Consider the following 15,967-nt stretch of genomic DNA (forward strand, 5'->3'; position numbering starts at 1 on the left):
TCCCGGGGAGGGGGTCCGCGCCCGCCCTAGATCGTCTGCGTGCTGCCGCCGTCGATGACGTGCTCCGCACCGACGATCGAGGAGGCCCGGTCCGAGACGAGGAAGGCGACCAGCTCGGCCACCTCCTCCGGCTGGGCCGGGCGGCCGAGCGGGATCCCGCCGATGGAGTCCATGATCCTCCGGCGTGAGGTGTCCTCGTCGACGCCGTCCGCGGCCGCCAGCGCGCCGATCATCCCGCGCGCCCCCGCCGTCTCGACGAACCCGGGCGACACGGTGTTGACCCGGATCCCCTTCGGGGCCATCTGGTTGGCAAGGTTCTTGCTGTAGCTCGTCAACGCGGCCTTGGCCGCCGCATACGGCACCGTCGTGGGGAGCGGCACCCGCCGCTGGACCGAGGTGACATGGACGATCGCTCCCCTGCCCTGCTCGATCATCGACGGGAGCAGGGCGCGGTCGAGCCGCACGGCGGAGAACAGGTTGACGGCGAACTCCTGCTGCCAGTCGTCGTCGGAGAGGGCGAGCACGCCACCGGGCTCCTGGCGGGACCCCCCGACGACGTGGACGACGATGTCCACGCCGCCCAGCCGTTCGAGGGCCGCGCGCGCCACGCGGGCCACCCCGTCCGCCGTGCTGACGTCGGCCGCCACGAACAGCTCGGGGCTCGGCAGGTCGGCGGGCGCGGCTCGGGCGGTGGTGAGCACCGTGGCGCCCGCGGCGGTGAGCCGGGCGGTGACCGCGGCCCCGATACCGCCGCGGGTGCCGCCGGTGACCACGGCCCGGCGGCCGTCGAGCTCACTCATCACGGCGCTCACGGGCAGATCGTGAGGGCCGTGATCCGGCCCTCGGAGACGGTGAAGTGCTGGTGCAGCTCCACGGGGCTGCCCGGGAAGTTCCCGGCGACGCGGACCCGCACCAGGGTGGCGGCGCCGCTGCGGCGCGTCTCCAGCACGGTGCGGGTGAGCTCGTAGGCGCCCGAGATCTCGGCGGTCCAGGTGCGGATCGCGTCGATCCCGACGTGGTCCCGGCCCTCGTCGTGCACGATCGCGCCGTCGGCGAAGCTGTCGAGGACTGCGCCGGCGTCGTCGCCGTCCTTTGCCCCGAGGTAGGCGGCGACGGCTGCAGGGATGTCTTCGGACATGGGTGTCTCCCGGTTCGTGTGCAGGTACTAGTTCGTTGTCGACGCCGAGGCGTCCCGGCGGTCAGGCGCCGGTGGTGAGGTCCTGGTCGCCGATGACGCGCAGCAGGCTGAGCTTCTCGGCGGTGTCACTGCCTGGTGGCGGGGTGAAGATGAGCACCCTCTGGTCCTCGGCCGGCGTCAGCAGTGTCTCGCTGTCGAGCTCGATCAGCCCGATGTGCGGATGCCGCACCCGCATGAGGCTCCGGCGTCGGACGGCGACCTCGTGCCGGTCCCACAGGGTGGCGAACTCCGCGCTGGCGGCGCGGAGCCGCCGGACGAGCCCGGCGGCTCCGGCGTCGTCGCCGCGGCGGGCGACGGCGGCACGCAGGTCGGCGACGTGCACGCGGCTGAGGTACTCGTGCTCCTCCTGCGGGTGCGCCAGCCGCACCCGGGGATCGGTGAACCACCGCAGCACCACGTTGCGGGACTCCTCCCGCTCCGAGCAGACCTCCCCGAACAGGAACCGGGCCATCTCGTTCTGGGCGAGCAGGTCACCGAGGTCGCCGAGGATCTGCGCGGGCGTGGCGGGCAGCGCGTCGAGCAGGTGCATCAGCCCGGGCCGGACGTGGTCGCCCGCGAGCCGCCCGGTCGGCGCCGGATGCCCGGCCAGTACGTAGAGGTGGTCGCGCTCGTCGTCGGTGAGGCGCAGCGCGCGGGCCAGCGCCGCGAGCACTTGGGTGGAGGGCTGCGAGCTGCGCTGCTGCTCCAGCCGCATGCAGTAGTCGGCTGACACCCCCGCCAGCTGCGCGACCTCCTCCCGGCGCAGGCCCGGCGTGCGCCGGCGTGAACCGGCCGACAGCCCGACGTCCGCCGGGCGCAGCTGCTCCCGGTGGCGGCGCAGGAAGTCGGCGAGCTCGCGGCGGTTCATGGCTCCGAGCATCACCGCTTTCCCGGCGTCGTGCCACGGAGAGCGAGTCCTAGCCTGCGCCGGGCATATCCGGCACCCCCGCCGCGTTCCATCGACCGTACTAATTGCATACGCAACAACTGGAGCGAGACATGCAGCTCGGCATCTTCTCGGTCGGCGACGTCACGCCCGACCCGACGAACGGCCGCACCGCCACCGAGGCGGAGCGGATCAAGGCGATGGTCACGATCGCGCTGAAGGCCGAAGAGGTCGGGCTGGACGTGTTCGCCACCGGTGAGCACCACAACCCGCCGTTCGTGCCGTCGTCACCGACGACGCTGCTCGGCTTCATCGCCGCGCGCACCGAGCGGCTGGAGCTGTCGACGGGGACCACGCTGATCACCACGAACGACCCGGTGAAGATCGCCGAGGACTACGCGATGCTGCAGCACCTCGCGGACGGCCGGGTCGACCTCATGATGGGGCGCGGCAACACCGGGCCCGTCTACCCGTGGTTCGGCCAGGACATCCGCAACGGCATCGCGCTGGCCGTGGAGAACTACGCGCTGCTGCGCAGGCTGTGGCGCGAGGACGTGGTCGACTGGGAGGGCCGGTTCCGCACTCCCCTGCAGAGCTTCACCTCGACCCCGCGGCCACTCGACGGTGTGCCCCCGTTCGTCTGGCACGCCTCGATCCGCAGCCCCGAGATCGCCGAGCAGGCGGCCTACTACGGCGACGGCTTCTTCCACAACAACATCTTCTGGAACAAGGAGCACGTGCAGCGGATGGTGGAGCTGTACCGCGCGCGCTTCGAGCACTACGGCCACGGTGCGGCCGACCAGGCGATCGTCGGGCTCGGCGGACAGGTGTTCATGCGGAAGAACTCGCAGGACGCCGTGCGCGAGTTCCGCCCGTACTTCGACAACGCCCCCGTCTACGGACACGGCCCGTCGCTCGAGGACTTCACGGATCTGACGGCGCTCACGGTGGGCAGCCCGCAGCAGGTGATCGAGAAGACGCTCTCCTTCCGGGAGATGGCAGGCGACTACCAGCGCCAGCTGTTCCTCATGGACCACGCCGGGCTGCCGCTCAAGACGGTGCTGGAGCAGCTGGACATCCTGGGCGAGGAGGTCGTGCCGGTGCTGCGCCGTGAGTTCGCGGCGCTGAAGCCCGCCCACGTCCCGGACGCCCCGACGCACGCCGGCCTGCTGGCCGCGGCCGAGTCCGGCAGCGACAACGAGGTCAGCGAGAACGAGAAGGAGGAGGTCGTCGCATGACAACCCGCAGGATCGCCGTGGTGAGCGCCGGGATCAGCGTCCCCTCCTCGACCCGGCTGCTGGCCGACCGGCTCGCCACCGCCACGGCGTCGGCCCTGCGCGAGCGCGGGATCGACGCCGAGGTCGACGTGATCGAGCTGCGCGACCACGGCCACGAGCTCGTCGACAACGTGCTGACCGGGTTCCCGGCTCCGTCGCTGGCAGCGGCGCTGAGGGCCGTGGCGGATGCGGACGGCCTGATCGCCGTCACGCCGACGTTCTCCGCGTCCTACAACGGGCTGTTCAAGCTGTTCTTCGACGTGCTCGAGCCCGAGTCGCTGGCCGGGAAGCCGGCGCTCATCGCCGCCACCGGCGGCACGGGCCGGCACTCGCTCGCGCTGGAGCACGCCGTCCGCCCGCTGTTCGCCTACCTGCGCGCACTGGTGGTGCCGACCTCCGTGTTCTCGGCACCCGAGGACTGGGGCGCAGGAGACCGGACGGCGCAGTCGCTCGACCAGCGGATCGCGCGCGCCGCCGGGGAGCTGGCCGACCTCGTCGCCGTCCGTCCCGCGCAGAAGGCGGTCGACCCGTTCCTGGAGCCGACCCCGTTCGAGCAGCTGCTGAACGGATCGTGATCCCCGGAGCCCGTCGCCCCAGCTCCTGGTGGGCGCGGTGGTCGCGGTCCTACGATCTCCGCGTGCGGTCCCGGACGCCGGGACGGAACGGGAGACGACAAGGGATGCGGACCGTCGCGCTCCTCGCCTACGACGGGGCCCAGGTCCTCGACCTCATGGGCCCCGCTGAGGTGTTCTACGTCGCGAGCGAACTGGCAGGCGGCGATGCCTACCGCGTCCACATCGTCTCGCCGGACGGGCGTGACACCGTCAGCGCCTCCGGTCTCCGGATGGGCGTCACGTCGTCGCTCGTGGATCTCCACGATCCGATCGACACGTTCCTGATCCCCGGCACGCCCCACTGGGCGCGCCTGATGCAGGACGAGCCGCTCCTCGCCGTGCTCCACGGCGGGGCGGCCAGGGCCCGGCGGGTGGCGGCCGTCTGCGCCGGCGCCTTCCTGGTGGGTGCGGTCGGTCTGCTGGAGGGCCGGCGCGCCACCACGCACTGGATGTTCCTCGACGACCTCGCCGAGCGCTTCCCGACCACCACGGTGGAGCGCGGACCGATCTTCGTGGGTGACGGGCACGTGTTCACCTGCGCCGGCGTGACGGCCGGGATCGATCTCGCTCTGGCGATGGTGGAGGCCGACCACGGCCCGGACCTCACCCGGCAGGTCGCCCAGTTCCTCGTGGTGTTCATGCAGCGCCCGGGTGGGCAGGCCCAGTTCAGCGTCCGGATGCAGGCGCAGCCGGCTGCCCGGTCACCGCTGCGCACGATCCTCGACGCCGTCGTCGCGGACCCGGCCGCCGATCACCGGCTGTCGGTGCTCAGCGAGCGTGCCGGGTTCAGCGAGCGGCACCTGGCACGGGTGTTCCTCCGCGAGATCGGCATGACCCCGGCCCGGTACGTCGAGCAGGTGCGGGTCGAGGCCGCCCGCGCGCTCCTGGAGACCTCGGACGCCTCTCTCGACGCCATCGCACGTCAGGCCGGGCTGAGCTCCACGGAGGCACTGCGGCGCAGCTTCACCCGCGAGGTGGGCACCACCCCGCACGCCTACCGGCAGCGCTTCCGGACCACCGGAGTGGCCACGACGAACGCCGGGTGATCTCCCGCCTACGACGGGATCTCGACACCCGCCCCGATGGGCAGCCAGCGCACCCGGCCCCGCAGGTCCTCCGGCACCGTTGCGAACTCGCGCTCGACCTCGTCCCGGCCCTGCCTGAAGTGCTTCCAGCCCTCGTAGTGCACGGGCACGGCGGTGCGCGGACGGACGAGCCCGACGGTCTCGACGGCCTGCGCGGCCGTCATGGAGTAGCGCACCGGACCCGTCACGGGGAACTGCACCCCGCCGAGGTGCAGGAGCGCGGTGCCCACCTCCAGCCGGTCGGCGACCTCCCGCACCCCGTCGTAGAGCACGGTGTCGCCCGAGATCCACAGCACCCCGTGCTCCTGACCGTCCCAGCGCAGGGCGAAACCGATCACCTCGCCGACGATCGCGTGGCTGCCGGGCGGGCCGTGCCGGCACGGCGTGGCGGTGACCTCGATCGTCGGCCGCTCCGGCGCCTCGAGATGCGTGGTGTCCCATGCCCGCAGGCCGCGGGCACCCCCGCCCAGACGACCTGCTCCGGGGACGGTGGTGAGGACCGTGCCGGCCGACGGCAGCAACGCGCGCCCGGCGTCGTCGAGGTTGTCGCCGTGGTGGTCGTGGGTGAGCAGCACGGCGTCGATCGGTCCGAGGTCCGCCACGGCGACGGCAGGTCCGACGAGCTTGCGCGACGACGTCCCCCAGCCGAAGGCGTACCTCCGGCCGGGGGCGTCGAACGTCGGATCGGTGAGCAGTCGCCAGCCCCCGACCTCGATCAGCGCCGTCGGACCGCCGATGTGGGTGATCCGAACGGCTGTCACGCTGTGGTCGCCGCTCCTTGCGTGAGCTTCGCGGATGCGTGACGGGCGGCCCAGGCCAGCGCGTAGTCGGCGATCTCCTCCCACCCCTGCTGCGCGGGCAGCAGGTGCGACTTGCCGCTGAACTCGGCGACCTCGGTGATCGTGGCGGACTTGTAGTGCTTCGCGTTGGACCACTGGATCTTCGCCGGCATCAGGTGGTCCTCGGTGCCCGCGACGAACAGCAGCGGCGCGCGCCGGTCGTTGTGGTAGTCGACGTAGGTGCCCTGGTGGCCGGGCACCAGGTTGGCCAGTGCCGACTCGAACAGGATCGAGCCGGAGGCGGGGATGTGGTAGCGCTCGTAGAGCGCCCGCGACTCCTCCTCCGTGAAGGTGTTCGTGAACGCGTAGTGCCACTGCTCGTGGGTGTAGCCCACGGCCTTGTGCCGGTTGGCCGGGTTGCCCAGCACCGGGAACGTCGCCTTGATCTGGCTGAGCGGCACCACCGGCACACCCTCGGTGGGGGCCGAGTTCAGCGCCACGCCCGCGGCACCGAAACCGTGGTCGAGCAGGATCTGCACGAACGCGCCACCCGCGGAGTGGCCCATCAGGATGGGCGGCGTGTCGAGTTCGCGGACCACGGACTCGAGGTGCTCGACGATCCCGGGGATGGTGGCGGCCTCGATCGGTGACGGATCCGCGTTGAGGGCCTCCACCTCCACCTCGTACCCGGGGTAGGCGGGGGTGATCACGCGGTAACCCTGCTGCTCGTAGCGCGTGACCCAGTGCTCCCAGCTCCGGGGGGTGACCCAGAAGCCGTGGATCAGCACGATCGTGTCGGTGGTCGAGTTGCTGCTCAAGGTCGTCCTTCCCAGGCGAAGTCCTGAAAGGAGCATCGAGGTCGGGGCGGCGGCGAACAAGGACATAACGCCCCTTTTTCCGGACATTTACCCCATGGACCGATGCGGCGGACGCAGCCGCCGCCACCCGGACGAGGTCGACCTGGTGGGGGTGGGGCGCGGACGCAGGCCCGCTCCGCAGGACCGCCGCGAGATCGACCTCAGCGTGGTTCTCGGACCAACAGCCCACTCCCCTGTCCATCTCGCGGCTCCGTCAAGCGCGAGCGGCCCTACTCCTCCCACCCGGCACGGCCGAGGATCTCGCGGATCACGGGCCACTTCGCCTCGGCGTAGTAGTTGATGTCGCGCCACTCCCGTTGGGCCAGCTCCCGCTTCGTCCTCTCGTAGAGGTCGCGGTCCTCGTCGCTGGTGCGCAGCCGGTCGCGGAAGACCAGGTACCTGCGGGTCTCGACGTCGTCAGGGGCGTAGCAGTGCAGGTTGACCGACTCGTCCGGCTCACCGATCCGCAGGCATCGATGCCCGGGTTCGCGGACCCGCAACTCGTAGCCCGCCGCCTCCAGATCGGGGATGTACGCCGGTTCGTCGTCCGGATCGTCGATCCCGACGACGATGTCGACGATCGGTTTGGCGGCGAGGCCGGGCACGGAGGTGGAGCCGATGTGCTCGATCAACCGTGCTCGATCGCCGAGGATCCGGCAGAGGTCCGCGGCCCGCGCGGCGAACCGGACGGGCCATTGGGGGTCGTACTCCGCGAGCACGACGCGGGTGGGACGCAGCGGGCGCATGAGAACGGCGCTGAGGACGTCGTCGGTGAGGGGTTCGCCGGCCATCGGGACAACCTTTCGCTGGGCAGCAGGCGAAGGTAGCTCCGGCACCTGCGCTCGATCAACGCCGTTACGTCAGTCGCGGTCGGGATCCGGGTGGACGGCGACGAACACCGACCACGGCTGCCCTCCCGGGTCCGGCGGCCGGGCCGCGAACTCCTGCAGCACGTCATCGAGCCGGCGGACGAGCTCGGCATGCCCCGCGTCATCGAGCCGCAGGCCGAGGCGGGACACGGAGAGCTCGTCCTCGCCGACGTCGGTCGTGGTCTCCAGGAACGCCTCGATCATCGGCCGTGACGACCGGTGCTGCTCGAGCATCCAGGACTTTCGGGTGGCGCGGTACGGCACGGGGCGCGACCCGCGGGGGCCCTCCTGCACGGGCAGGGCCTCGAGGAACCCGGTGGCCCGGAGCGTCCGCACGTGGTGCAGGACGCTCGCCGGGGGCCGGCCCAGCCGCTCGGCCAGCTGGGCGTTGGTCATCGGCTCATCCAGGCACATCCGCAGGATCCGTAACCGCAGCGACGACGCAAGAGCCTTCGCCTCGGCATCCGTCGCGGGGCGCCGCCGGGAGTCGGAGGGGTCCACGACGACAACCGTAGCCGCCCGCGTCCCACTGATTGACATTTCCCAATCGGTTACCGAGGATCACCGGTGTGAGCTCGACCGAATCCGCCGCCGCCTCCCGGCTCACCCGCTGGTATCGCACGAGCCTCGCGGGTCACCCGGCCGGCCGGGACTTCCGGCAGCTGTGGGTCGCCGACACCATCAGCCAGTTCGGCACGCAGATCGGCCTGATCGCGTTGCCGCTGCTGGCGGTGTCCGTCCTCGGTGCCGACGAGTTCGAGATGGGCCTGCTCGCGACGTTCGAGACCCTCGCCTTCCTGGTCATCGGCCTGCCCGCCGGCGCGTGGATCGACCGCATGCGCAAGCGCGACGTGCTGGTCGCCGGCGACGTCGTGCGCGGCATCGCGCTGCTGGCGCTGCCGCTCGCGTGGTTCCTCGGGGTGCTCACGTTCCCGCTCCTGCTCGTGGTCGCCACGGTCGTCGGGGTCGCGACCGTGTTCTTCGACGTCGCGTACCAGAGCCACCTGCCCTCGCTCGTCCCGTCGTCACGCATCAGCGAGGGCAACGCGAAGCTGCAGGTGTCGCAGTCCGTCGCGCAGGTCGCGGGGCCGGGGATCGGCGGCGTGCTCGTCCGTGCGCTCGGCGCTCCCCTGGTGATCCTGCTGGACGCGCTGTCGTTCCTCGGCTCGGCCGCGTTCGTGCTGCGGATCCGGCACCGTGAGGAGCGGCCACCCGCCACCGGACGCCGCGCGCTGCACGTGGAGATCGGGGAAGGGCTGGCGTTCGTGTTCCGCCAGCCCCTGCTGCGACGCATCGTCGCGACCACCGCGGTGTCGAACCTCTTCGGCGGCATCAGCAACGCGCTGCTCGTGCTGTACGCGATCCGGGACCTGGACGTGGGTGAGGCGGGGCTCGGCCTCGCCCTCAGCATCGGCGCGATCGGGGGTCTCGCCGGGGCACTCCTGGCCGAACCCCTGATCACACTGGTCGGGGAGGGCCGTTCCATCGCCCTCGCACTGCTGCCCGGCCTGCCGGCACTGGCGCTCGTCCCACTCGCCCACGGACACTCGCCGCCGGTCGCGATCGCCATGCTCGCGGTGTCGACCGCCGTGGTCGGCGTCGGGATCGTGTTCTACAACGTCGCGCAGGTCTCCTTCCGCCAGCGCCTGTGCCCCCGACCGCTGCTCGGGCGCATGAACGCCTCGGTCCGCTTCGTCGTCTGGGGGACGATGCCGATCGGCGCCTTCCTCGGCGGGGTCGTCGGCAGCCGGTACGGCGTGCTCACAGCCCTGTGGGTCGGGGTGGCCGGGCAGGCGCTCGGAGCGCTGCCGGTGCTGCTCAGCCCGCTCGTGCGCATGCGCGACCTGCCCCGAGGCCTCGACGAGCACGCGGACGACGAACCCGCCGCGCACCGTGTCGACGACTAGGACGGCGCAGCCGACCTGACGCCTCCTGGTCAACGGTGGTGGGCCGCGCGTCGGATGTGCTCGGCGAGCGCCCCGGCGGCGGGCGACGAAATGCGCGCCGCGGAGCCCCGGCACAGCGACAGGCGCCGTTGCGACCAGCTCTCCTGCAGGTCGCAGACATCGAGTGCGCTGTCCTGGTCGAGAGCGCGGCGTGGCACGACGGCGAGCCCGACACCGGCGGCGGCAAGGGAGACCACAGCGCCGAGGGAGCCGACGAGAGTGCGGTACCGGGCCACCGGCGCGTGCGGTCCGAGGTTGTCCTCGATGGAACGCTGCAGCGGGGCGTCGGTGTGGAGCCCGACCAGGGGATGTTCGGCGACCTCCCGGAACGTCATCGCCGCTCGTCCCGCCAGGATTCCGCCGGCCTGACCGACGACGACCAGGGAGTCGTCGCCGAGAGGTTCGGTGTCGAGACCGGAGCCGGCCGCTTCGTCGTCGAGCACGACACCGAGATCGGCTTCCCCGTCGGCAAGCATCTGTACGGTCTGCGAACTGCGACGCTCCGACGCGACGACGTCCGAGTCGGGGTGCTCACTCAGGAACGACACCAGTGCTCGCGGTACGAGCCGGTGCATGGCCGAGCTACCGGCCAGCACGATCAGCGGGGCGGCCTCGGGCCGGAGGTAGCTCGCGACGGCACCCTCGAGACGCGCGGCGTGGGTGAGGACCTCGCGCGCGTGCCGGGTGAGTGCCGCTCCGGCGGGCGTGGGCCGCACTCCTCGCCGCCCGCGTACCAGCAGGGGCACGCCGGCGTGGTGCTCCAGGGCACGGATCCGGCTGCTGGCCGAGGGCAGGCTCAGGTGCATCCGCCGGGCACCGGCGGTGATCGACCCCTCCGCCACGGTGTGCAGGAAGAGCCGTAGATCGACCAGGTCGTACCGCACGCGTCCAGCCTATGGGAGCGCCGAAGTACGGCTGCGCGGATTCCGCATTGTGGCTCGGGCACCGTTCGGCCGATGCTTCCTCGCATGACGGAGTTCGGAGCTCTATTGCTGGCGGGCATTGCGTCCGGGGCATTGAACTCCGTCGGTGGCGGAGGGACCTTTGTCGCCCTGCCCGCCCTGGTTTCAGCCGGCCTGTCCCCGGTCACGGCAAACGCGTCATCGACGGTCGCCCTGCTGCCCGGGGCCCTTTCGAGCGCGTGGGCCTACCGCGCCGAGATCGCGCCGGTCGGCACCACGACCTACCGCTCGTTGACGTCGGCGAGCCTCCTCGGTGGCGGCGTCGGCGCCGTCCTGTTGCTGGCTCTGCCTGCGGCAACATTCGACGCCGCCATCCCGTGGCTGCTCGCCTTCGCCACCGCCGTGCTCGCAGTGGGCCGCCCGCTGTCCCGGTTGCTTCGAACGAGACTCCGACGTTCGTTCGACCTGGGGCCGCGCAGCGTTCTCGCCGGCCAGTTCGTCCTGGCAGTTTACGGCGGGTATTTCGGTGGAGCCGTCGGTATCATGATGCTGGCGCTGTGGAGTATCGGTCTTGGTCTGGACACCGCGGCCGGAAATCCGATGCGGGTCGCGCAACTGGCCGCGATCTACACTCCCGCCGCCGCATTGTTCCTCGTCGCGGGCGAGGTCCTGGGCGACCCGATCCCGCTGGCAGCGGTGTTGGTCGGAGCGCTGCTCGGCGGGTATGTGGGTGCCCATCTCGCACGCCGGCTCCCGGCCCCGCTGCTGCGCGCCATCGTCCTGACGACCGCGGTGACGATGACCGTGCTCTATTTCAACCGCGGTTGATCACCGCGCTGCCGTCGGCGCGCAACACGCGGTCTCCTCCGCCTCGGGCGCCACTCCACCGCACTGGCAGTCGCCGGCAGCGCCGGCCGTCGCCCCGACCGGGTGGATGCTCGTGGCGTCGGGCGCGTCCGCCTTCACCGTGTAGACCTCCCACGGCTCCTGGCCGGGCCCGCGCACCCACACCTTGTCCTGCAGGGCGTAGCAGCAGGTGGTGTCGTTCTCGACGTCGGTGAACAGGCCGAGGCCGGAGAGCCGCTGTGTCGCCTCGTGCACCTCGTCGGTGGTCTCGACCTCCACCCCGAGGTGGTCCAAGACGGTGGGCAGGCCGGGCTCCCCCTCGATGAGGACGAGCTTGAGGGGCGGCTCGGTGATCGCGAAGTTGGCGTAACCCGGGCGCCTCTTGGCCGGTTCCACACCGAACAGCGACCGGTAGAAGGCGATCGAGGCGTCGAGGTCGGACACACGCAGCGCAAGCTGGGCTCGGGACATGACCACTCCTTGTTTCGATGTCTGTCGAGACAAGAGGTTGCACCATTGAATCGATGGCTGTCAAGATAGAGAGATGTCGAATCAGGAGCTGATGCTCGCCGACCTGGCCGGCGCGGTGGGGTGCTGCTCGCCGCTGGCCCGCGAACCCTTGTCGACAGACCAGGCCGTCGACCTGGCCCGGCTGTTCAAGGCGATGGGCGACCCGGTACGGCTGCGGCTGCTGTCGCTGATCGCGTCGCACGAGGGCGGCGAGGCCTGCGTCTGCGACCTGACCGGCGTGTTCGACCTGACCGGTCCCACGATCAGCCATCACCTCAAGGTGCTGCGCGAGGCCGGCCTGATCTCCGGGGAGCGGCGCGGGACCTGGGTCTACTACCGCGTCCAACCGGAGGCTCTGCGGCGGCTGTCCGCAGTGCTCGTGCCCGACGACGCCCCGACAGTGCTCGCGTGAGCACGCGGCTGGTTCTACCTCGACGTACTGCCCGGCTGGCTCGGTCTCCCGCAGGCCGACCTCGCCATCTCGGCCTGGCAGATCGCGACCTCGGTGCTGATCTTCCTCGGGGTGCCGCTGCTCGCCGGCTACCTCTCCCGCCGGCTGGGCGAACGCACCAAGGGCCGGGAGTGGTACGAGTCCCGGTTCCTGCCGAGGATCGGCCCGTTCGCGCTGTACGCGCTGCTGTTCACGATCGTCGTCCTGTTCGCGCTGCAGGGCGACGCGATCACCAGCCGGCCCTTCGACGTCGCCCGCATCGCACTCCCCCTGCTCGCCTACTTCGCGATCATGTGGGCGGGCTCGTTCCTGCTCGGACGGGCGATCGGCCTGGGTTACGAACGCACCACCACGTTGGCGTTCACCGCGGCGGGCAACAACTTCGAACTCGCGATCGCGGTGGCCATCGCCACCTTCGGCGTGACGTCCGGGCAGGCACTGGCCGGTGTGGTCGGCCCGTTGATCGAGGTGCCCGTGCTCGTCGGGCTCGTCTACGTCTCCCTCGCCGCCCGGCGGCGCTGGACGCGCCGCCCCGTACCCGGAGGAACCCCGTGACCGGCCGCCCGACCAGCGTTCCCGAGGTGCTCTTCGTCTGCGTGCACAACGCCGGCCGGTCCCAGATGGCCGCCGCGCTGCTCGACCACCACGCGCAGGGCCGGGTCCGGGTCACGTCAGCACGCTCCGCGCCCGCCGACGAGATCAACCCCGCCGTGCGCGCGGTGATGGACGAGATCGGCGTCGACCTGACCACGGCGTTCCCGAAGCGACTCACCACCGACGCCGTCGAGGCCGCCGGCGTCGTCGTCACCATGGGCTGTGGCGACGCCTGCCCGATCTTCCCCGGCCGGCGCTACCTGGAATGGGAGCTCCCCGACCCGGTCGGCCGGACCGCCGAGCAGATCCGCCCCATCCGCGACGAGATCGACGCCCGGGTCCGCGGGCTGCTCGCCGAACTCGTTCCGGCTCCCCCGTCCTGACCCACGCCCGCCGGCTCGTTCCGCCCATCCCCGGCACGGCCTCGGCCCGGGCCTAGGCCGTCGTCGGTGGACAGGCGAGGACCGCCCAGGGGTGGGATGCTCCGGTGCGTGGTGAGACCAGGGTGACCGACCACGAGGCCGCCCGGGTGAGGCCCGAGGTCGAGTCGCGTGCGCCGATCGGCGCCGCTGACGGCGCCGCCGCCGAGGACATCGATGCCGATCTGGCCCGCCGCTTCCGGGCCGGCGATCCGTCGGCGCTCCGGGAGGCCTACGACCGGCATTCGCGGGTGGTGTTCGGCCTCGCGTCGCGGGCCCTCGCCGGACACGACGACGCCGAGGACGTCACCCAGCAGGTGTTCGTCGGGGCCTGGCGCTCGCGCGCGACGTTCGACCCCGGGAAAGGCTCGCTGGGGGGTTGGCTGGTGGGCATCACCCGCCGTCAGATCGCCAACAGGTACGCCGCCCGCGCCCGCGAGCGCGAGATCACCGAACGGGCCGCCCACGCCGCCGTGGCCCAGCACCGCGGGCCGCTGCCCGACCACGTCGTCGATGCTCTCGTGGTCGCCGACGAGATGGGACGGTTGCCTCCCCAACAGCGCACCGTGGTGCGGCTGGCATTCTTCGACGACCTGACCCATCAACAGATCTCCGCGGTGACGGGGCTGCCGCTGGGCACGGTCAAGAGTCATCTGCGGCGAGGGCTCGTGCGGTTGCGACGGCGGTGGGAGGTCGACGGTGTGGCATCCCGACCCTGACGCGCTCACTCTCGCCGCGCTACCCGCAGAGCCGCCCGACCCGCAGATCGACGCCCACCTGGCGGCGTGCGCGGCGTGCCGCGAGGAAGTTGCGGCGCTGCGCCACACCGTCGCGATGGCGCAGGCGGGAGACGCCGGCCCCGTCACTGTGCTGCCACCCGCGCGCGTCTGGCAGGCCGTGCTCGACGAGGTGGGCGAGCCCGACGACCCGCCCGCCCCCGGTACCCGCAGGCGTTCCGGCGCCGCGCGCCCGCCGTGGCGACGCTGGGTCCTCCCCGCCGCGACGGCCGCGGCCGGTCTCGTCGCGGGCATCGTGCTCGGTGTCGGGTTCACCGGAGGACCCCGGCCGGCGACGCTCACGCAGGTGCCGCTCGCGCCGCTGGCCGCCGCCGACCCTGCCGCGTCGGGCAGCGCGGACGTCGTCGAGTCCGGCGGGGTGCGCCAGGTCGAGGTCACGGTCGTCGATCCCGGCGGGATCCGGCCGGGGGCGTACCTGGAGGCGTGGCTGATGGACGCCGCGGGAACGCGGCTGTACTCGCTCGGCGCCCTCGCTCCCGAGGTCGACGGCTCCCGCTTCCGCGGGACGTTCGCGCTGCCGGCGGACCTGACCCTCGACCAGTTCGGCATCGTCGACGTCTCGGCGGAGTCGCTGGACGGCGACCCTGCGCACTCCGGCACGAGCCTGCTGCGGGGGCACACGACGTGATCGGCCGGGGACGGCTGTGATTGGCTCGACAGCGGTTCTACGTGCCCGCGGCCTAGGCTCTTGATCGACCGGACCGGCCGTCTGCGGGAGGCCGGTCAGCCGAGAACTTCCGGGAGTGCCGATGCCCACCACCACCCGCGCCGCCGTGATGTGGGGGGCCGGCCGGCAGTGGGACGTCGTCGACCTCGATCTCGATGACCCCCAGGACGGCGAGGTGCTGGTCCGCTTCGAGGCGGCGGGCCTGTGCCACTCCGACGACCACATCCGCACCGGTGACATGCCGGTCCGCTACCCGATGGTCGGCGGCCACGAGGCGGCCGGTGTCGTCGAGGCCGTCGGCTCCGGGGTGCGCCGCGTCCGCCCCGGTGACCGCGTCGTGTGCTCCTACATCCCGGTCTGCGGCACCTGCCGCTACTGCTCCACGGGCCGGCAGAACCTCTGCGACGCCGGCCGCAACGCCGTCAGCGGGATGCTGCCCGACGACACCTTCCGGTTCCACTCGCGCGACGGCCTCGACGTCGGCGGCATGTGCGTGCTCGGCGCCTTCGCCCAGCGCGCCGTGGTCAGCGAGTTCTCGTGCATCCCGCTGGACGACGACATCTCGTTCGAGCTCGCCGCCCTCGTCTCCTGCGGCGTCCCCACCGGCTGGGGAAGCTCGGTCTATGCCGCCGGGGTCCGGGCCGGGCAGACCGTGGTGATCTACGGCTGCGGCGGCGTCGGCATCAACGCCGTGCAGGGCGCGGCCTACGCCGGGGCCAAGCACGTCGTCGTGGTCGACCCCGTGCAGTTCAAGCTGGACACGGCGCAGGAGTTCGGGGCCACCCACACGTTCACCGACCCGCAGGAGGCCAGGCGGTTCATCAAGAACGCCACGCGGGGCCAGTACGCCGACCACGCCGTCGTCACGGTCGGGGTGAACGACGACACGGTCGTCTCGCAGGCGATCGCCATCACCGGCAAGGGCGGACGGGTCACGATCACCGCCGCGGGCAAGGTGAGCGAGCAGCAGGTGAGGACGTACGACGGGCTGCTCGTCGCCTACCAGCGCCAGGTGCAGGGCGCGCTGTTCGGCGCGTGCAACCCGCTCTACGACATCCCCCGCCTGCTCGGCCTCTACCGCAGCGGTGACCTGAGGCTCGACGGCCTGATCAGCCGCCGGTACGCCCTCGACGAGATCAACGACGGCTACCGCGACCTGCTCGACGGGAAGAACATCCGCGGCATCCTCGTCCACGAGCACTGACCTGCCCGGACGCTCCTCGGGTTCGGCAGCCGCCGTGGGGCTGGGGCGTCCGCGGAGGGATGCGGTGCAGCGCACGGCCCCGCGAGT

The 15,967-nt window shown here is 71.9% G+C and carries 19 protein-coding genes and 1 pseudogene; 11 read left to right on the forward strand and 9 right to left on the reverse strand.

The features are described 5' to 3' along the window. Window positions 1-26: 26 nt before the first annotated feature. The 3 genes from AC5L35_RS24630 to AC5L35_RS24640 form a co-directional block, all read right to left on the reverse strand. A complete protein-coding gene (locus AC5L35_RS24630) occupies window positions 27-812 on the reverse strand; it encodes an SDR family oxidoreductase (protein WP_495062056.1) in 786 nt (261 codons plus the stop codon). Continuing rightward, on the reverse strand, window positions 809-1,138 hold the full coding sequence (locus AC5L35_RS24635; RefSeq protein ID WP_495062057.1) for a nuclear transport factor 2 family protein: 330 nt from the start codon (window positions 1,136-1,138) through the stop codon (window positions 809-811). The genes AC5L35_RS24630 and AC5L35_RS24635 overlap by 4 nt, the downstream gene beginning before the upstream one ends. Window positions 1,139-1,199: 61 nt before the next feature. Continuing rightward, window positions 1,200-2,045 carry a helix-turn-helix transcriptional regulator gene (locus tag AC5L35_RS24640; protein ID WP_495062058.1) on the reverse strand — a complete coding sequence of 282 codons (846 nt, stop codon included), beginning with the start codon at window positions 2,043-2,045 and terminating at the stop codon, window positions 1,200-1,202. Between the two features lie 131 nt (window positions 2,046-2,176). On the opposite strand from AC5L35_RS24640, the gene AC5L35_RS24645 reads away from it, so the two are divergent. From AC5L35_RS24645 to AC5L35_RS24655, 3 genes are all read left to right on the forward strand, one after another. Next, window positions 2,177-3,301 (forward strand): LLM class flavin-dependent oxidoreductase, encoded by a 1,125-nt coding sequence (locus AC5L35_RS24645; RefSeq protein ID WP_495062059.1) that lies wholly within the window; start codon window positions 2,177-2,179, stop codon window positions 3,299-3,301. Beyond that, on the forward strand, window positions 3,298-3,915 hold the full coding sequence (locus AC5L35_RS24650; protein WP_495062060.1) for an FMN reductase: 618 nt from the start codon (window positions 3,298-3,300) through the stop codon (window positions 3,913-3,915). Before AC5L35_RS24645 ends, AC5L35_RS24650 begins: the two co-directional genes overlap by 4 nt. A gap of 104 nt (window positions 3,916-4,019) precedes the next feature. After that, window positions 4,020-5,000, forward strand: coding sequence for a GlxA family transcriptional regulator (locus AC5L35_RS24655; RefSeq protein WP_495062061.1), 981 nt, complete (start codon window positions 4,020-4,022; stop codon window positions 4,998-5,000). Window positions 5,001-5,008: 8 nt separating this feature from the next. On the opposite strand, the gene AC5L35_RS24660 is transcribed toward AC5L35_RS24655, so the two are convergent. The 4 genes from AC5L35_RS24660 to AC5L35_RS24675 form a co-directional block, all read right to left on the reverse strand. Then, window positions 5,009-5,800, reverse strand: a complete 792-nt coding sequence (locus AC5L35_RS24660) for an MBL fold metallo-hydrolase (protein ID WP_495062062.1) — start codon at window positions 5,798-5,800, stop codon at window positions 5,009-5,011. Continuing rightward, the gene (locus AC5L35_RS24665) at window positions 5,797-6,636 is read right to left on the reverse strand and encodes an alpha/beta hydrolase (protein ID WP_495062063.1); all 840 of its coding nucleotides are present in this window, start codon (window positions 6,634-6,636) and stop codon (window positions 5,797-5,799) included. The genes AC5L35_RS24660 and AC5L35_RS24665 overlap by 4 nt, the downstream gene beginning before the upstream one ends. Window positions 6,637-6,905: 269 nt before the next feature. After that, on the reverse strand, window positions 6,906-7,466 hold the full coding sequence (locus tag AC5L35_RS24670; protein ID WP_495062064.1) for a GrpB family protein: 561 nt from the start codon (window positions 7,464-7,466) through the stop codon (window positions 6,906-6,908). Between the two features lie 69 nt (window positions 7,467-7,535). Further along, on the reverse strand, window positions 7,536-8,045 hold the full coding sequence (locus AC5L35_RS24675) for a helix-turn-helix domain-containing protein (protein WP_495062065.1): 510 nt from the start codon (window positions 8,043-8,045) through the stop codon (window positions 7,536-7,538). Between the two features lie 68 nt (window positions 8,046-8,113). Here AC5L35_RS24675 and AC5L35_RS24680 point away from each other — a divergent pair, with 68 nt between their 5' ends. Then, window positions 8,114-9,451, forward strand: coding sequence for an MFS transporter (locus AC5L35_RS24680; protein ID WP_495062066.1), 1,338 nt, complete (start codon window positions 8,114-8,116; stop codon window positions 9,449-9,451). Window positions 9,452-9,480: 29 nt separating this feature from the next. Here AC5L35_RS24680 and AC5L35_RS24685 read toward each other — a convergent pair whose 3' ends face one another. Beyond that, complete coding sequence (locus AC5L35_RS24685) at window positions 9,481-10,374, reverse strand: LysR family transcriptional regulator (RefSeq protein WP_495062067.1); 894 nt, start codon at window positions 10,372-10,374, stop codon at window positions 9,481-9,483. 84 nt (window positions 10,375-10,458) lie between these two features. Between AC5L35_RS24685 and AC5L35_RS24690 the strand changes: the two genes are divergently transcribed. Beyond that, window positions 10,459-11,220: a sulfite exporter TauE/SafE family protein gene (locus tag AC5L35_RS24690; protein ID WP_495062068.1), complete on the forward strand. Its 762-nt coding sequence runs from the start codon at window positions 10,459-10,461 to the stop codon at window positions 11,218-11,220. Here the strand turns inward: AC5L35_RS24690 and AC5L35_RS24695 are convergent, their stop codons facing one another. After that, the gene (locus tag AC5L35_RS24695; protein WP_495062069.1) at window positions 11,221-11,709 is read right to left on the reverse strand and encodes an ArsI/CadI family heavy metal resistance metalloenzyme; all 489 of its coding nucleotides are present in this window, start codon (window positions 11,707-11,709) and stop codon (window positions 11,221-11,223) included. Window positions 11,710-11,782: 73 nt separating this feature from the next. Between AC5L35_RS24695 and AC5L35_RS24700 the strand changes: the two genes are divergently transcribed. The 6 genes and pseudogenes from AC5L35_RS24700 (at window position 11,783) to AC5L35_RS24725 (ending at window position 15,880) form a co-directional block, all read left to right on the forward strand. Then, window positions 11,783-12,160: an ArsR/SmtB family transcription factor gene (locus AC5L35_RS24700; RefSeq protein WP_495062070.1), complete on the forward strand. Its 378-nt coding sequence runs from the start codon at window positions 11,783-11,785 to the stop codon at window positions 12,158-12,160. A gap of 6 nt (window positions 12,161-12,166) precedes the next feature. Further along, window positions 12,167-12,754, forward strand: a pseudogene (locus AC5L35_RS24705) (arsenic resistance protein); the annotation flags it as partial. 65 nt (window positions 12,755-12,819) lie between these two features. Continuing rightward, complete coding sequence (locus tag AC5L35_RS24710; protein WP_495062159.1) at window positions 12,820-13,176, forward strand: arsenate reductase/protein-tyrosine-phosphatase family protein; 357 nt, start codon at window positions 12,820-12,822, stop codon at window positions 13,174-13,176. 122 nt (window positions 13,177-13,298) lie between these two features. Beyond that, window positions 13,299-13,931, forward strand: coding sequence for an RNA polymerase sigma factor (locus AC5L35_RS24715; RefSeq protein ID WP_495062071.1), 633 nt, complete (start codon window positions 13,299-13,301; stop codon window positions 13,929-13,931). Continuing rightward, the gene (locus AC5L35_RS24720; RefSeq protein WP_495062072.1) at window positions 13,912-14,637 is read left to right on the forward strand and encodes an anti-sigma factor; all 726 of its coding nucleotides are present in this window, start codon (window positions 13,912-13,914) and stop codon (window positions 14,635-14,637) included. Before AC5L35_RS24715 ends, AC5L35_RS24720 begins: the two co-directional genes overlap by 20 nt. A 121-nt stretch (window positions 14,638-14,758) precedes the next feature. Beyond that, window positions 14,759-15,880, forward strand: coding sequence for an NDMA-dependent alcohol dehydrogenase (locus AC5L35_RS24725; RefSeq protein ID WP_495062073.1), 1,122 nt, complete (start codon window positions 14,759-14,761; stop codon window positions 15,878-15,880). The last annotated feature ends 87 nt before the right edge of the window (window positions 15,881-15,967 follow it).

The organism is Pseudonocardia sp. OZ21 (assembly GCF_059359135.1).